The organism is Rhizobium mongolense USDA 1844, assembly GCF_000419765.1.
GTDB lineage: Bacteria > Pseudomonadota > Alphaproteobacteria > Rhizobiales > Rhizobiaceae > Rhizobium > Rhizobium mongolense.
In genome coordinates, this window is the sequence record NZ_ATTQ01000003.1 from 228,472 (window position 1) to 242,920 (window position 14,449).

The following is a 14,449-nucleotide window of genomic DNA, read 5'->3' on the forward strand; positions in this document are numbered from 1 at the left end:
AATGACGTGCGGTCGCTCCCGGATCGAAATTCGGACTGATTGGCGGCATCGCGTTCATGCCGCCGCATGCCATCCTTCGCGGATATGGCGGTAGCCTTCGCGATAGACCGCTTCCGGTGTCTCGAAAAAGTCGCGCCAGACCTTTGTCGCGGCGGCAAGGTCCTTGAGCCCCCGGCCGAAGGCTTCGATTGTCAGCCAGCCGTCGTAACCACTCGCGCGTAGCGCCTTGAACGTCTCCGCCCAGGGAATGTTGCCGCGCCCCGGTACGCCGCGGTCGTTTTCCGAAATGTGGACATGGACGATGCGGTCCCTGTTTCGCGTGAAGGCGCCGATGGGATCGGCCTCCTCGATATTGCTGTGGAACGTGTCGTACATAGCGCGGATATTTGGATGCCCGACCGCGTCGACATGGGCCGCAAGGGCGTCCATTGTGTTGAATAGGTAACATTCAAAGCGGTTCAGCGCCTCGAGCCCGATTGTGACCCCGCGCTTTGCTGCATGATCGCCGATCGCGCGTTGCGAGGAGATCGAGCGCTTGAGTTCCGCCGCGCTCGGCCCGCTTCCGGAAAATTGGCCGAGCGTCGAATGCAGCGGCCCGCTCAGCATCTTGGCACCGAGTGCATCGCTGCAGTCGATTGCCCATTTCATATAGTCGATCCCGCGTCTGCGGGTCGTGGCGTCGAGAGCGATCAGGTTCATCGAGGGGTCGCCCATGGCGGAAACGGCGGTCCGTTCCAGGCCGATCCGGTCGAGCAGGGCCCCCAGCCGACGGTAGTCGTCGGGCGTCCCCGAAAAGATCGGAATCTCGACGCCATCAAACCCGGTGTCCTTGATGTCGCGCAACAGTCCCTCGTGCTTCCTGCCGACACTCGTCGTCCACAGGAACATGCACATGCCGATCTTCATGTCTCATCCCTCCGGGCCATTCGGCCGCTGCGTGTTTCCACCGCAATCTGGTCGTACCAAAATCGGGTATCCAGTCAAGCCAATTCTCGGCATCGCTCGTCTGCTGGATTAGCGCAAAATCCGGACTTAAACATTAAACATCGGTATAATAAGATATATTGCCGTTTCTCGTTCCGCCTTGCAGAGGGTGAGAAATTGCGCTAGATCTTTCAAGCGGCGACAATTGGCCGAACCAGATTATCGAAATGGCGGGGGACTGGCCGACGAGAAGGTGACCGTTTGCCGCCCTCGGCGGTCGAGCGAGCCGCAACAGCCCGGGAGGACCTCATGCATCTTTCAACACACAACTGGATGCGGGCGGAACCGCTCGCCGTCACGCTGAAGCGCATCAAGAAATACGGCTACGAGAGCATCGAGATATCGGGCGAGCCGACACAGTACGATGTGAAGGAAACGCGCGCGTTGCTGAAGGAACACGGCATCCGCTGCTGGGGCGCCGTCACCCTGACGCTAGGCGAGCGCAACCTTGCCGCCAAGGACGAGGGCCAGCGCGCCAAGTCGGTGGATTACGTCAAGAGCGTCATCACCATGGTCAGCGAACTCGAGGGCGAGATCGTCACGCTTGTGCCGGCGACCGTCGGCAAGGTAGTGCCGGACGCGACCGAAGACGAGGAGTGGACGTGGGTGGTCGACGCCACCCGCGAGTGCTTCACCCACGCGCAGACGAAGGGCGTGCGGCTGGCGATCGAGCCGCTCAACCGCTTCGAGACCTATCTCTTCAACCGCGCCGCTCAGGCGCTGGCGCTGGCCGATGCGGTGAGCCCGCAATGCGGCGTCTGCCTCGATACCTTCCATCTCAATATCGAGGAGGAGGACATGTACGACGCGATCCGGCTGGCAGGGAAGCGCCTCTTCGATTTCCACGTCGCCGACAACAATCGCTTCGCCGCCGGCCTCGGCCAGCTCGACTGGTCTAAGATCATCGGCACGCTGAAGGAGATCGGTTATGAGGGCGCGGTGACGAACGAGTTCGTCGCTCCCGTCGATCGCACGCCGGCCGCCAAGTACCCGGACATGGTGGAGCGCAGCCCCGTCGATATCCCGCCGGAGCAATTGAAGTTCATCCAGGACCACGGCTCGAGCCTTCTCACCGAGAAGTTCTACGACGATCAGATGCGGATCACGGCCGAGACGATCCTGCCGCTGATCAAATGACGAACGCAAAGGCATATGCCCTCGCGCCCGCGAGGTCGTGAGGGCGGGGGATCCGACACATGCGTATCAAAACCGTAGAGGCCTGGTGGGTGAAAATTCCCATCGAGGCGAGCCGCCAACACCGTAGCGACTTCGGCCGACTGACGTCCTTCGACGCCGCGATCGTGCGTATAGAGACGAATGACGGCATCGTCGGCTGGGGAGAGGGCAAGAATGCCGCCGGCAGCGCAGGCACCTATGGTACGCTGGTGCATATGCTGAACCACGAGGTGGGGCCGACGCTCATCGGCCGTGACCCTGCCGACATCTCCGCCATATGGGAGATGCTCTACAACGGCGTACGCCACGAGATGGCGGCGATTTCGGGTCACGCCATGCCGGAGCTCGCGCGGCGCGGTCTATCCGTCGCGGCGATCAGCGCGGTCGACATGGCGCTGTGGGACATTCTCGGCAAGTCGCTCGGCGTCCCCGTCTGGAAGCTGCTGGGTGGCCGCAAGGCGGACAGATTGCCTGCCTATGCTTCGGGTGGTTGGGAGAGCGTGGAGAGGATCGGCGAGCAGCTCCAGTCCTATATCGCGGCGGACGGCTTCAAGTCGGTCAAAATGCGCGTCGGCGCGATGGACCGTGCGCCGCATGTCTCGGCCTCGCGGGTGCGGGCGGCTCGCAAGGCGATCGGCCCCGACATCGACCTGATGGTCGATGCGCACGGCACCTACACGGTCGCCGAGGCGAAGCGCTTCATCCAGATGGTGGCGGATTGCGACCTCGCCTGGTTCGAGGAACCGGTGATAGCCGACGACAAGCCGGGCATGGCGGAGGTACGCGCGGCGGGTAATGTACCGATTGCCGCGGGCGAGAGCGAGGCGACCCGTTTTGCCTTCCGCGATCTTGCGGTGCTGCGGGCCGCCGATATATTTCAGCCCGATCCGGCCTTCTGCGGCGGCATCACGGAGGCGATGCGCATCAGTTCGCTCGCCAGCGCCTTCAACCTTCGTTTCGCACCGCATCTGTGGGCCGGTGCGCCCTGTTTTTTCTCGGGCCTGCACCTGTGCGCGGCTTCCCCGGCAAGCTTCGTCATCGAGTATTCGCTCGGCGCCAATCCGATGATCCATGATCTCGTCGAGGATACTGTGTCGGTGAAGGACGGCATGATAGAGATTCCTGATAGACCCGGCCTGGGCTTCACGATCAATCAGCGGGTCCTGGAGGCTCACGCGCAAAGATAGTGACGATGAAAGAAAACTCCCTACTCTCCGATCTTGCAGGATATCTTTTCTCGAATTCGAGCGACAACGGCCGCACGCCTTCAGAGCGGGAGCTTGCAGAGCATTTCGGCGTCAGCCGCGGCCAGATTCGCGAGGCGCTGGCGATCCTGGAGGCTATGCGCATCGTCGAGCGCCGCGCCAAGTCCGGTATCTACCTGACGACCACAGAGGCGAGCGTCGAGGCCATGGCACTCTTTGCCCGCGCCGGCGTGCCGCTTGATCCGATCCTGATCTACGAGACGGTGGAGCTTCGCAAGATCCATGAGATCAAGGCCGCCGAACTCGCCTGCCTGCGGGCGACGGAAGAGAATTACCAGCGCCTGCGCGATATCCTCGCCGCGTCCGAGGCGAAGCTTGCCGCTGGCGAGGGGCTGGCGCGCGAGGACCGGGATTTCCATCTGGAGATCGTCCGCGCGACCAAGAATAGCGTCTTCTATCGCGTGTGCAGTGTCTACTACGTGATGGGCGAGCAGCGCCTGCCGATCTATTTCGCCGACATCGCCCGCAGCCGGCGCTCGCATGAGGAACATATCCGCATCTACGAGGCGCTTATTGCTCGCGACGGCAATCTCGCCCAAGCGCTGATGAACGCGCATCTCCAGGGTGCGGAAAGCTACTGGAAGGGTCTCATCGGCGCCAGCGACGGTCGCCGGATAGACGTAGCTGACTGGGAGGGCCGATGAGCTTCATCTTTTCCACGCATCCCCTGCATCCAGCGGCCGAGGCCATGCTCAAGGCTGCGAGCGATCTGCGCGTCGCGTCCGCCCCCGATCCCGAAACGCTGCTTCGAGAAGGGCGGGGCGCGGGGATCATCGTCGTGCGCGCGCCGATCCCGCCGGCCTTCTTTCAGGATGCGCCGGCGCTTCGCGCTGCGATCCGCCACGGCGCCGGGCTCGATATGGTGCCGATGGATGCGGCGACCCGTGCCGGCGTGCTCGTCGCCAACGTGCCGGCCGTCAATGCGCCGACGGTCGCCGAGCACGTCTTCCTCGTGACGATGGCCCTGCTTCGGCGCTTCCGCCTGATGGACCGGGAACTGCGGCAGAAGGGCTGGGCGGCGGGACGCAGCCAGTCGGATGGGGCTGTGGACCTCGGCGGCCGCACCATAGGCATCGTCGGCATGGGCAATGTCGGCAAGGCGATCTTCCGGGTCGCGAAGTTCGGTTTCGGCGTGGAGGTGGTCGCCACGAGCCGGTCGCCTGAAAGCGTGCCACATGGTGCGCGCTACCTGCCGGTCGACGACCTCGTCGCGACAGCCGACGTCGTCGTGCTCTGCTGTCCCCTGACGCCGGAGACGACCGGCCTGCTCAATGCCGAGCGCATCGGCCGCATGAAGCCCGATGCCATTCTGGTCAACGTCTCGCGCGGCCCGGTGATCGATGATGCGGCGCTGATCCAGGCGCTGCACGATGGCCGCATCGGCGGAGCCGCGCTCGACGTCTTCGCAACGCAGCCGCTCCCGCTCGACCATCCCTATTTCGGCTTCGACAATGTCATCGTCACTCCCCATCTTGCCGGTCTAACGCAAGAGAGCATGATGCGTATGGGAATGGGCGCGGCCAGCGAAGCCATGCGCATCATGAACGGCGAACTGCCAGTCAATCTGCGCAATCCCGAGGTGGTCGAACACTATCGCCGGCGCTTTCCGGATAGCTCCGAGCCCCTCCGCGATAATCCGAAACGCTAGCGGCCCCCGCGGTGTCACGCGGGCCGTTGGCATCTTTCGGATCTATCAGGTCAGCTCGCGTACTGCAGGCTCACACCGCTGTTGCCGTCGAAAAGCACGACCTTTTCAGGATTCCAAGAGAAGCGCACGGACTCGTCGATCTCCAGCTCGGTGCGGGCCGGCACGGTTGCCTGCAACAGCTCCCCGTTGCCGGTTCGCAGCGTCACGATCTTTTCGACGCCATGGTTCTCCACGTCGTGCACCCGTGCTTCCCCCGGCGCACCGCTGTCGAGGAAGAGGTCCTCGGGGCGGATGCCGAAGGTGAGCGGGCGACCGTCCGTCGCAATCCCGTGCCCGTTGCCGAGCGGCAGCCGGTAGCCCTCGGTGGCCACGGCCTCGCCGCCTTCAAGCCTGCCATCGATCAGGTTCATCGGCGGCGAGCCGACCGCGCGGGCAACGAAGGTGTTGACCGGCTTGTTGTAGATTTCATGTGGCGTGCCCGTCTGCACGAGATGGCCGTTGTTCAGCACGCCGATCTTGTCGCCCATCGACATGGCCTCGATCTGGTCGTGTGTGACGAACAGGAAAGTCGCGCCCAGGTTCATCTGCAGGTTTTTCAGCTCGGTGCGCAGCGCCTCGCGCAGTTTCGCGTCGAGCGCCGACAGCGGCTCGTCCATCAGGAAGACGCGCGGCTTGCGTACTATGGCTCGGCCGATCGAGACGCGCTGCATCTCGCCGCCCGACAGCCGGTCCGTCTTGCGGTCGAGCAGGTGCTCGATGCGCAGGGTTTTCGCGACCCGGTCGACGCGTTCCTTGATCTCTGCAGGTTCGACGCGGCGGATGCGAGGTTTCAGTGGAAATTCCAGGTTCTCCCGCACCGTATAACGCGGATAGAGCGAATATTGCTGGAGCACCAGGGCCACGTCGCGCTCGGCGGCACCCCAGTCGGCGACGTCCTGCCCGTCGATGAGGATCTGCCCTGCCGTCGGCTTTTCCAGAGCGGCGATCAGGCGCAGCGTCGTCGTCTTGCCGGCACCGGTCTGGCCGAGCAGCACGAAGAACTCGCCGTCAGCGATCTCGATGTTCAGGTCTTTCAGCGCCACGTGGTTGCCGAAGGTCTTGGTGATACCCTTGAGTTCGATATGCGCCATCAGAGTCTGATCCCGAGCGACGAGCCGGTCGCGGTGTTGAAGAAATGCGCCTGGCCGGGGTCGATGCGCGCCCAGACGGCTTCGCCCGGACCGGGCACGAATCCGCTCTTGGTGCGGGCCCTGATCATCTGGTCGCCGACCTTCAGGTCGACGATGTCGTGCGAGCCGAGCGGTTCGATGATATGCGCCTCGACTTGCATGAAGCCCTCGCGGGCCTCGCGCGAGATGAGTACTCCCTCTGGCCGGACGCCGAGCGTCAGCTTGCCGTTTTCGGCCTTTGCGTCCGAGAGGCGGTTGGCAAGGGCGGCGGGGAACTCGAAGCCCTTTGCCCCACCGCTGAGCTGCACGCTGGCATGGCCACCCGTTTCGCTGACGGTCGCCTGCGCCATGTTCATGACGGGGCTGCCGACGAATTGCGCGACGAACATGTTCGCCGGATAGGCATAGACCTCGGACGGGCTTCCTACCTGCTGGAGAATTCCCTCGTGCATGATGACGATGCGGTCGGCGAGCGACATGGCCTCGACCTGATCGTGGGTCACGTAGATGGTGGTCGAACCCTGCTTGATATGCAGGCGTTTGATTTCGGCGCGCATCTCCTCGCGCAGTTTTGCGTCAAGCGCGCCGATCGGCTCGTCCATCAGCATGGCCTTTGGGCGGCGCACGAGCGCCCGGCCGATCGCCACGCGTTGCATGTCGCCGCCCGAAAGCGCCGAGGGCTTGCGGCCGAGAAACTCGGTGATGCGCAGCACGCGCGCGATCTCGCGCACCGCCGTCTCGATGTCGCCCTTGCTCATGCGCGTCGCGCGCAGCGGAAAGGCGATGTTTTCGTAGACCGTCATGTGCGGATAGAGTGAGAAGGACTGGAAAACCATGGCGATGTCCCGGTCCGATGCCTTCATGTGCTGCACCGGCTGGCCGTTGATCAGGATGTCGCCTTCGTCGATGGTTTCCAGGCCCGCGATGGCACGCAAGGTCGTCGTCTTGCCGCAGCCGGATTGTCCGAGCAGCACGATGAATTCGTTGTCGGCGATGGCGAGATTGAGGTTCTTGATGACCTGGACGGCACCAAAATATTTCTGGATGCCGCGAAGTTCGATCTGCGTCATGAATGGCCGCCTTCGTCTCGTTGCTCGTCCCGCGGGATTTTGGTCGTCACCATGAAGGCGATCAGCCCGACGAGTGTCATCGTCAAGCCGTAACGGTGGAGAAACAGGTTCCAGGGCTGGCAGAGCGCGATGATGCCGAAGATCATCAGGTACTGCGAACCGGGTTCGAGATATTTCTGGCTCAGGGTGCGCAAGGTCATTTGCGGATCGCTCCGAAGCTCATGCCGCGCAGGAGATGGTTCCTGAGCAGGAAGGTGAAGATGGCGACCGGCAGCAGGAACAGGAATGTGCCGGCCGCAATCACCGTCCAGTCCGGCAGGCCCGAGCCGACCTGGCTGGGGATGAAGGGCGGTGCGGTCTGCGCGCGCCGGTTCGTCATGATCAGCGCGAATGCATATTCGTTCCAGGCCGTGATGAAGCAGAAGACAGCGGTGGCGGCGATGCCTGTCGCGGCTTCCGGGATCACGATCTTGAAGAAGGCCTGCATGCGGGTGTAGCCGTCGACGAGTGCCGCCTCCTCATATTCCTTCGGGATCTCGTCGATGAAGCCCTTCATGAGCCAGACCGAGAAGGAGAGGTTGAAGGCAGTGTAGAGTATGATGAGGCCCCAGTGCGTGTCGTTGAGGCCGACGACGCGGTACATGAGGAACATCGGGATGGCGACGACGACGGGCGGCAGCATGCGGGTCGACAGGATGAAGAAGAGAAGGTCTGCTTCTCCCTTTACCTTGAAGCGCGAGAAGCCGTAGGCCGTGAAGGTCCCCATGCCGACGGCCAGCACCGTGGACGTGATGGCAACGATCAGCGAGTTCATGAAGCGGTTCGGATAGCCGGACGGCTGGATTTCGCCGCGGCCGGAGCGGACGATCTTCTCGCCCCCGTCGAACACCATGCGCTCCCACCAGGGGGCGGCGGCATATTCTTCAGGAGTCGGCGCTCCGCGCAGTTGTGAGCGCTTGGTGAAGAGTTTCACGAAGGGCGAGATTTCCGGCTCGAAGAGCACGGTCGGCGGAATGGTTGTGGCGAGGTTGCGCGGCTTGAAGGCCGTCGAGGTGATCCAGTAGATCGGCGCCAGGAAGATCAGCGTGATGACCAGCACGGCGGCGATCGCCACCCGGTTGAGCGCGCGTTCGGAGCGGGTTTGGACGGCAGCCATCTCAGCGCTCCTTCACCTTGTTGAGATACTTGACGTAGATGTTGGTGATGGCGAGCACCATGATGAGCACGATGTAGGCGAGCGCGCAGGAGCGCCCTGTCTGCCATTCCTGAAAGGCCATCTTGTAGAGCCGGATCGAGATCACCTCGGTCGTCGGTTGGCTCGTCAGGATATAGGCGAGGTCGAAGGTCTTGAAGGCTTCCATGGTACGGAAGATGATCGCGATCATCAGGATCGGCGCCACCAGTGGCAGCGTGATGCGGAAGAAGGTGTAGAACGGGCCTGCCCGGTCGATAGCCGCCGCCTCGTAGAGATGCTTCGGCACGGCAGAAAGGCCGGCGAGCGACAGCAGCATCACGAAGGGCGACCACATCCAGATGTCGGTGATCGCCACGGCGTAGAGCGCCATGTCGGGGTTCGACAGCCATTCAAAGGAGCCGAGGCCGAGCGCGTAGTTGATGATGCCGAAGGACGGATCGTAGAGCAGCTTCCAGAAGAGGCCGACCACTGCCATCGACAGCATCATCGGCAGCAGGAGCAGCGTGGTGAGCAGACCCTTCAGCGGAATGTCGCGGTTGAGCAGCATTGCGGTGCCGAAGCCGACGATCACCTGCCCCGTCACAGAGACGATCACATACTTTGCGGTGATGGCAAAATTCGACCAGATGAAGGTATCGTTGAGCAGCTCGCGATAATTCTGCAGGCCGACGAAATTGGCCCGCGCGTTTGACGAGGCGCGGAAGTCGGTAAAGGAATAGCCGAGCGAATAGATCAGCGGAAAGATGTTGAAGACGATCAGAAAGAGGATCGTCGGGATGATGAACAGGTTGCGGATACTGATATCGCTCATGCCGCGCGAGGCGGCACGCGATTTCGCGTCCAGGGATGTCATGACGACGGTTGCCAATGTGCTCCTCCTCAAAGAGCCGAGCGCTGGACGCAGTGATGGCATCCGGTTGCGCATTACCCGAGCATGAACAAGTGCCATGCGTCGTTTGGTTCTCGGGTGCAGAAAAACGGGAGGGAGCTACGCACCCTCCCGTGCTGCATCAAGGCCTAGTGACGGCCATACTTCTTGAAGGTCGTGTTCCAGTCCTTGGCAAGCGCGTCGAGCGCTTCCTTCGCCGTGCCCTCGCCGGCGGTGACGAAGGGATAGATGCGCTGGTTCATCTGGATCAGCAGTTCGGCATATTCAGGCGTCGCCCAGAAGTCCTTCACCTTGAACATGGTCTCGTAGAAGGCCTTGTTATAGGGAGTCGCATTCTGGAATTCCGGCGATTCAAGCACTTTGGCGCTTGCCGTGTAGCCGCCCAGTTCGGCCCAGCGCTTCTGGGTCTCGTCCTTGATGAACCATTCCAGGAATTTCATCGCCTCTTCCTGGTTCTGCGAGTATGAAACGACCGAGATACCCTGGCCGCCGAGCGCTGCGAACTGTTCGCCGCCCGGACCTGCCGGGTTGGCGAAGAAGCCGGTGACCTTGGCGTTCGGATTGGACGCCTCGTTGACCAGCGCCGGGAAGAAGGCGAAGTAGTTCATGCTTATCGCCGCCAGATTCTCGGTGATCGCCTGGTTGTTCTCGACGAAAAAGGTCTTGGCCCAGCCGGGAGGCGTGAAGCCGTAGAGCTCGCGATACATTTCGAGCGCCTTGACGTTCTTCTCCGAATTGATGATGCCGTCGACCTTGTAGTTCTGATAATCGCCGAGCTCGCCGCCATAGGAGAAGATCGCGTTTTCGACGCCCATCACGAGGCCGTCATAGGAGTTGTCGGTGTAGATCGCGATGCCGTAGCGCTTTTCGTTCGGACGATGGAAGAATTCGGCGATGTCACGCATCTCGGCCCAAGTCTTGGGCGGGGCGAGGTCGTAGCCATATTTGGCCTTGAAGGCCTCCATCTCCTTGGGGTCCTCGAACCAGTCCTTGCGGTAGGACCAGCCGACGGCGTCGCCTTCAGCCGGGATCGACCAGTACTTTCCGGAGTTCGAGGGATATTCGGCGTAGTATTTCACCGTTGCCGGCGCCATGACTTCTTTGAGCTTGTGCTTGTTGAAGAAGTCGGTGAGATCGACATAGTGCCCGGCTTCGGACGCAGCGCCGATCCACTGGCTGTCGCCGACGACCATGTCGTAGGCCGAGCCTTTGGCGTTGAACTCGGTGAAGGCCTTGGTCTGGAAGTCGGCCCACGGCGTGGTCTCGACAGTGACCTTCACGCCGGTTTCAGCCTCGTATTCGTTCACGAGCTCCTGAAGGTAGTTCGCCGGGTCCCACTCGGCCCAGAAGATCGTCAGTTCCTGGGCTTGTGCGGACGTTCCGCAGGCCCACATCAAGCCGACACCGGCCAAGAGACCGGTCATAGTCTTGCGCATAACGTTTCCTCCCATTTATGCACGCTTACCGCTTCGTTGCAGGCCTTCCGATCCGACTTTCCGATCCTCATGGGTGGTTGTTCGCTCTGGTGGGGCCTCCCCGACCCTTGGCCCGTTTCAGATCTCTAGCCTGAATGCTGGTTCCTTCATCTGGTAGTACCAAACATAATTGCCGTCAAGAGCAACTTTCGGCGGAGCTTCCGCCCGCGACTCGCCTTCAAAGTGTCTAGATCTCACCGATAATCTCGCATTTTTGGATGTCGTCTTGTCGGGCAGTCTGATTGATCGTGGCCGATCCGGACAAAAAACACAAAAGATATTCATTAAACTGGTCGAACCAGTTTCATTCCAGGTCGAAGGGTTGTCAATGTCATGCTTCGCTCCCCGCCTCCCGTACCGCAGCTTCAACGAGCGCCTTGGCCGCCCATGCGGCAACAGATTGTGCGCTTTCGGAGGTAAGTCCCCAGATATCCTTCAACACGATCAGCACCTCGACGCCGAAGACAAGGGAGAGTGCCTGTGCAAGGCGTTCCCGGGCCTCGGGCGGCACGGTGCCCTGCAGGGGCCTAGTCACGCTCTTCAGGAGATCGACGCGGTGGCCGCGCGTGAACAACGGCTCGTTGCCGAGCGTGCCGGCCTGGCGCTGTGCCCACTGGTCCAGCGAGAGCTTCAGCGCCGCTTTGAAGGTGGCCTCGAACTCGTCGATGCGCGGCATCGCGGTCGCCAGCAGGTCGGCAACGCGGGTGCGCGCATCGGGACTGTCGGACGACCAGTCGAGTATAGGCCCCAGAGCCTCGTCCACCACGGCATGCACGAGCGCAGCCTGGCTCGGAAAGTAACGGTAGGCGGTTGCACGCGACACTTCGGCCGCCTCGGCGACTTCGCTTACCGACGGAGTGATGCCGGATTGCATGAGCCGCGTTGCCGTTTCGAGCATCAGTTTCCGCGTGCGGGCACGCGGGCCTCGCTCGGCGGTTTTGGCGGTTTCGTTCTGTTGACGTGAGACATGCATATCTTTATGATACGCTCGTCTCATAAATTTGCAAGAGCCGATGGAGTGGCTGTGAAAGCGAGATATGGCGGGTGGGGTTTCACCTAGTCGCGGAGGAGAAATGAAGCACATCTACGTAGTCGGAACGGCCGACACGAAGGGCGAGGAGCTTGCCTATCTGGCCGCTTGCGTCGAGACGGCGGGCGGCAGTGTCGTGCGCGTCGATGTCGGCACACGCCAGCCTGCGACCGCCGTCGATATAAATGCCGAGACGGTTGCGGCCTTCCATCCGCAGGGCGTTGGAGCCGTCCTTGCCTGCGACGACCGCGGCAGGGCGGTCGAGGCGATGGGCATTGCCTTCTCGCGCTTCCTCGCCGAGCGCCACGACATTGCCGGCGTCATCGGTATCGGCGGAGGCGGTGGCACCTCGATCGTCACCGCAGGCATGCGCCAATTGCGGCTCGGCCTGCCTAAGATCATGGTCTCGACGCTCGCGTCCGGCGATGTCGCCCCCTATGTCGATGTTTCCGACATCGTGATGATGCCCTCGGTCACCGACATGGCGGGCCTGAACCGGCTGAGCCGGGTCATCCTGCACAATGCGGCCCAGGCGATCACGGCCATGGCCAGCCGGCCCGCTGAGGTGACGGCGTCGAAGCCGGCCCTCGGGCTTACCATGTTTGGCGTAACGACACCTGCAGTAACCGCCATGGTCGAGCGCCTCAGGGCGGATTACGATTGCCTGGTCTTCCACGCCACCGGCACGGGCGGGCGCACGATGGAGAAGCTTGCCGACAGCGGGCTCGTCTCCGGTGTGCTCGACATCACGACCACCGAGGTCTGCGACCTGCTTCTCGGTGGCGTCCTGCCTGCCGCCCCGGACCGTTTCGGCGCGATCGCTCGCACAGGCTTGCCCTATGTCGGCTCCGTCGGCGCGCTGGACATGGTTAATTTCTGGGCCCCGGAGACGGTGCCGGTGCACTATGCCGACCGGCTCTTCTACCGCCACAACCCGAACGTCACGCTGATGCGCACGACGCCCGCCGAATGCGCGCAGACCGGGCGCTGGATCGGCGAGAAGCTCAATCTGTGCCACGGCCCCGTACGCTTCCTCATTCCCGAGAAGGGCGTCTCGGCCCTCGACATCGAAGGCGGTGCATTCTTCGACCCGCAAGCCGACGCCGCGCTCTTTGCCGCGCTGGAGGCGACCGTGAAACCGACTGCGGCGCGACGCATCGTCCGCTTGCCGCTCCATATCAACGACCCGCAATTCGCAGAGGCCGCCGTCGCGGCCTATCGTGACATCGCCAACCCCTGAGAGACAACATCAATGCCAGCCATACCCCGCAAGACCATCCTCGATAAATTCCACGGCATGATCTCAGCCGGCATGCCGATCGTCGGCGGCGGCGCCGGCACGGGCATCTCCGCCAAAGCCGAGGAGGCGGGCGGCATCGACCTCATCATCATCTACAATTCGGGGCGCTACCGCATGGCGGGCCGCGGCTCGGCGGCCGGCCTGCTCGCCTATGGCAATGCCAACGAGATCGTGAAGGACATGGCGCTCGAGGTGCTTCCCGTCGTGAAAACGACGCCGGTGCTTGCCGGCGTCAACGGCACGGACCCCTTCGTGCTGATGCCGCGCTTCCTCGCCGACCTGAAGGCAATGGGCTTTTCCGGCGTGCAGAACTTCCCCACAATCGGCCTCTTCGACGGCCGGATGCGACAGAGTTTCGAGGAGACGGGCATGGGCTACGGTCTGGAGGTCGAGATGATCGCCACCGCCCACGGACTCGACCTGCTGACGACGCCCTATGTCTTCAATGAGAGCGAGGCGATCGACATGACGGTTGCCGGCGCCGACATCGTCGTGGCGCATATGGGGGTGACGACCGGCGGCACGATCGGCGCCACCTCCGGCAAGTCGCTCGATGACTGCGTCGATGAGATCACGGCGATTGCCAAGGCCGCGCGCTCCGTGCGCGACGACGTCATCGTGCTCTGTCACGGCGGCCCGATCTCCATGCCTGAGGATGCGCGCTACATCCTGGAGCGTTGCCCCGGCTGCCACGGCTTTTACGGCGCAAGCTCGATGGAGCGCCTGCCGGCAGAGGCGGCGATCCGCAAGCAGACGGAAGAATTCAAGGCGCTCGCCATCGGCGCGGTCGTCTGAGGACGGACACGGAGGAGGTCGTTTCATGGCAAAGGACGCGTATTTCATCTATCCAAAGGATGTGAGCGCCTTCGGTTTCGACTGGGGCAAGCTGTCGCTGACGGTGGCGCCGGAGGTCAACGGCGCCAGCCGTTTTTCCGGCGGTGTCGTCGACTTGCCGAGTGGCAAGGGCCATGCCCGCCACAATCATCCGGGTGCAGAGGAGATCATCTTCGTCATCTCCGGCGAGGGCGAGCAGATGGTTGAGGACGAGAACGGCGATCCGATCACGACGAGGGTCGGGCCCGGCTGCACGGTCTATGTGCCGGAAAGCCGCTTCCACTCGACGAAAAATACCGGCGCGGAGCCCATGCAGCTCTTCGTCGTCTATTCGCCGGCGGGGCCGGAGCTTGCGCTCCGCGAGCTGCCGGACTTCCGCCTTCTGCCGCCGGGCTCGTGAAGCCGGGCATAGAT

The 14,449-nt window shown here is 62.6% G+C and carries 15 protein-coding genes; 7 read left to right on the forward strand and 8 right to left on the reverse strand.

Annotated features, from left to right (window positions below; translation table 11 throughout):
• Positions 1-54: 54 nt before the first annotated feature.
• The gene (locus tag A3C3_RS0106795; RefSeq protein ID WP_022713851.1) at positions 55-906 is read right to left on the reverse strand and encodes a sugar phosphate isomerase/epimerase family protein; all 852 of its coding nucleotides are present in this window, start codon (positions 904-906) and stop codon (positions 55-57) included.
• A gap of 327 nt (positions 907-1,233) precedes the next feature.
• Here A3C3_RS0106795 and A3C3_RS0106800 point away from each other — a divergent pair, with 327 nt between their 5' ends.
• Genes A3C3_RS0106800 through A3C3_RS0106815 form a run of 4 tightly spaced genes read left to right on the forward strand, consistent with a single transcriptional unit; the run spans position 1,234 to position 5,073 of the window.
• Positions 1,234-2,121 carry a sugar phosphate isomerase/epimerase family protein gene (locus A3C3_RS0106800; protein ID WP_022713852.1) on the forward strand — a complete coding sequence of 296 codons (888 nt, stop codon included), beginning with the start codon at positions 1,234-1,236 and terminating at the stop codon, positions 2,119-2,121.
• Between the two features lie 59 nt (positions 2,122-2,180).
• Positions 2,181-3,347 (forward strand): mandelate racemase/muconate lactonizing enzyme family protein, encoded by a 1,167-nt coding sequence (locus tag A3C3_RS0106805; protein ID WP_022713853.1) that lies wholly within the window; start codon positions 2,181-2,183, stop codon positions 3,345-3,347.
• A 5-nt stretch (positions 3,348-3,352) separates the two neighbouring features.
• Positions 3,353-4,069, forward strand: a complete 717-nt coding sequence (locus A3C3_RS41300) for a FadR/GntR family transcriptional regulator (RefSeq protein ID WP_145611710.1) — start codon at positions 3,353-3,355, stop codon at positions 4,067-4,069.
• A complete protein-coding gene (locus A3C3_RS0106815; protein WP_022713855.1) occupies positions 4,066-5,073 on the forward strand; it encodes an NAD(P)-dependent oxidoreductase in 1,008 nt (335 codons plus the stop codon). The genes A3C3_RS41300 and A3C3_RS0106815 overlap by 4 nt, the downstream gene beginning before the upstream one ends.
• Positions 5,074-5,123: 50 nt before the next feature.
• Here A3C3_RS0106815 and A3C3_RS0106820 read toward each other — a convergent pair whose 3' ends face one another.
• From A3C3_RS0106820 to A3C3_RS0106850, 7 genes are all read right to left on the reverse strand, one after another.
• Positions 5,124-6,203 carry an ABC transporter ATP-binding protein gene (locus A3C3_RS0106820; RefSeq protein ID WP_022713856.1) on the reverse strand — a complete coding sequence of 360 codons (1,080 nt, stop codon included), beginning with the start codon at positions 6,201-6,203 and terminating at the stop codon, positions 5,124-5,126.
• The gene (locus A3C3_RS0106825; RefSeq protein ID WP_022713857.1) at positions 6,203-7,312 is read right to left on the reverse strand and encodes an ABC transporter ATP-binding protein; all 1,110 of its coding nucleotides are present in this window, start codon (positions 7,310-7,312) and stop codon (positions 6,203-6,205) included. Before A3C3_RS0106825 ends, A3C3_RS0106820 begins: the two co-directional genes overlap by 1 nt.
• A complete protein-coding gene (locus A3C3_RS0106830) occupies positions 7,309-7,512 on the reverse strand; it encodes a hypothetical protein (RefSeq protein ID WP_022713858.1) in 204 nt (67 codons plus the stop codon). The genes A3C3_RS0106825 and A3C3_RS0106830 overlap by 4 nt, the downstream gene beginning before the upstream one ends.
• Positions 7,509-8,468, reverse strand: coding sequence for a carbohydrate ABC transporter permease (locus A3C3_RS0106835; RefSeq protein WP_022713859.1), 960 nt, complete (start codon positions 8,466-8,468; stop codon positions 7,509-7,511). Before A3C3_RS0106835 ends, A3C3_RS0106830 begins: the two co-directional genes overlap by 4 nt.
• Position 8,469: 1 nt before the next feature.
• On the reverse strand, positions 8,470-9,375 hold the full coding sequence (locus A3C3_RS0106840; protein ID WP_022713860.1) for a carbohydrate ABC transporter permease: 906 nt from the start codon (positions 9,373-9,375) through the stop codon (positions 8,470-8,472).
• 149 nt (positions 9,376-9,524) lie between these two features.
• The gene (locus tag A3C3_RS0106845; RefSeq protein WP_022713861.1) at positions 9,525-10,832 is read right to left on the reverse strand and encodes an ABC transporter substrate-binding protein; all 1,308 of its coding nucleotides are present in this window, start codon (positions 10,830-10,832) and stop codon (positions 9,525-9,527) included.
• Between the two features lie 370 nt (positions 10,833-11,202).
• On the reverse strand, positions 11,203-11,844 hold the full coding sequence (locus tag A3C3_RS0106850; protein ID WP_022713862.1) for a TetR/AcrR family transcriptional regulator: 642 nt from the start codon (positions 11,842-11,844) through the stop codon (positions 11,203-11,205).
• 100 nt (positions 11,845-11,944) lie between these two features.
• On the opposite strand from A3C3_RS0106850, the gene A3C3_RS0106855 reads away from it, so the two are divergent.
• From A3C3_RS0106855 to A3C3_RS0106865, 3 genes are read left to right on the forward strand one after another with little or no spacing between them, the layout of a single operon-like run.
• A complete protein-coding gene (locus tag A3C3_RS0106855; RefSeq protein WP_022713863.1) occupies positions 11,945-13,141 on the forward strand; it encodes a Tm-1-like ATP-binding domain-containing protein in 1,197 nt (398 codons plus the stop codon).
• Positions 13,142-13,153: 12 nt separating this feature from the next.
• On the forward strand, positions 13,154-13,996 hold the full coding sequence (locus tag A3C3_RS0106860) for a phosphoenolpyruvate hydrolase family protein (RefSeq protein ID WP_022713864.1): 843 nt from the start codon (positions 13,154-13,156) through the stop codon (positions 13,994-13,996).
• A gap of 25 nt (positions 13,997-14,021) precedes the next feature.
• Entirely contained in the window at positions 14,022-14,435 is a 414-nt protein-coding gene (locus A3C3_RS0106865; protein WP_022713865.1) for a cupin domain-containing protein, read from the forward strand.
• Positions 14,436-14,449: the final 14 nt, after the last annotated feature.

Excerpts from the sequence above, each read along its gene's own strand:
- A3C3_RS0106850 (WP_022713862.1), bottom strand. The coding sequence starts at position 11,844 with ATGCATGTCTCACGTCAACAGAACGAAACCGCCAAAACCGCCGAGCGA.
- A3C3_RS0106815 (WP_022713855.1), top strand. The coding sequence starts at position 4,066 with ATGAGCTTCATCTTTTCCACGCATCCCCTGCATCCAGCGGCCGAGGCC.
- A3C3_RS0106835 (WP_022713859.1), bottom strand. The coding sequence starts at position 8,468 with ATGGCTGCCGTCCAAACCCGCTCCGAACGCGCGCTCAACCGGGTGGCG.
- A3C3_RS0106800 (WP_022713852.1), top strand. The coding sequence starts at position 1,234 with ATGCATCTTTCAACACACAACTGGATGCGGGCGGAACCGCTCGCCGTC.
- A3C3_RS0106820 (WP_022713856.1), bottom strand. The coding sequence starts at position 6,203 with ATGGCGCATATCGAACTCAAGGGTATCACCAAGACCTTCGGCAACCAC.
- A3C3_RS0106830 (WP_022713858.1), bottom strand. The coding sequence starts at position 7,512 with ATGACCTTGCGCACCCTGAGCCAGAAATATCTCGAACCCGGTTCGCAG.
- A3C3_RS0106845 (WP_022713861.1), bottom strand. The coding sequence starts at position 10,832 with ATGCGCAAGACTATGACCGGTCTCTTGGCCGGTGTCGGCTTGATGTGG.
- A3C3_RS0106825 (WP_022713857.1), bottom strand. The coding sequence starts at position 7,312 with ATGACGCAGATCGAACTTCGCGGCATCCAGAAATATTTTGGTGCCGTC.
- A3C3_RS0106860 (WP_022713864.1), top strand. The coding sequence starts at position 13,154 with ATGCCAGCCATACCCCGCAAGACCATCCTCGATAAATTCCACGGCATG.
- A3C3_RS0106805 (WP_022713853.1), top strand. The coding sequence starts at position 2,181 with ATGCGTATCAAAACCGTAGAGGCCTGGTGGGTGAAAATTCCCATCGAG.
- A3C3_RS0106855 (WP_022713863.1), top strand. The coding sequence starts at position 11,945 with ATGAAGCACATCTACGTAGTCGGAACGGCCGACACGAAGGGCGAGGAG.
- A3C3_RS41300 (WP_145611710.1), top strand. The coding sequence starts at position 3,353 with ATGAAAGAAAACTCCCTACTCTCCGATCTTGCAGGATATCTTTTCTCG.
- A3C3_RS0106865 (WP_022713865.1), top strand. The coding sequence starts at position 14,022 with ATGGCAAAGGACGCGTATTTCATCTATCCAAAGGATGTGAGCGCCTTC.
- A3C3_RS0106795 (WP_022713851.1), bottom strand. The coding sequence starts at position 906 with ATGAAGATCGGCATGTGCATGTTCCTGTGGACGACGAGTGTCGGCAGG.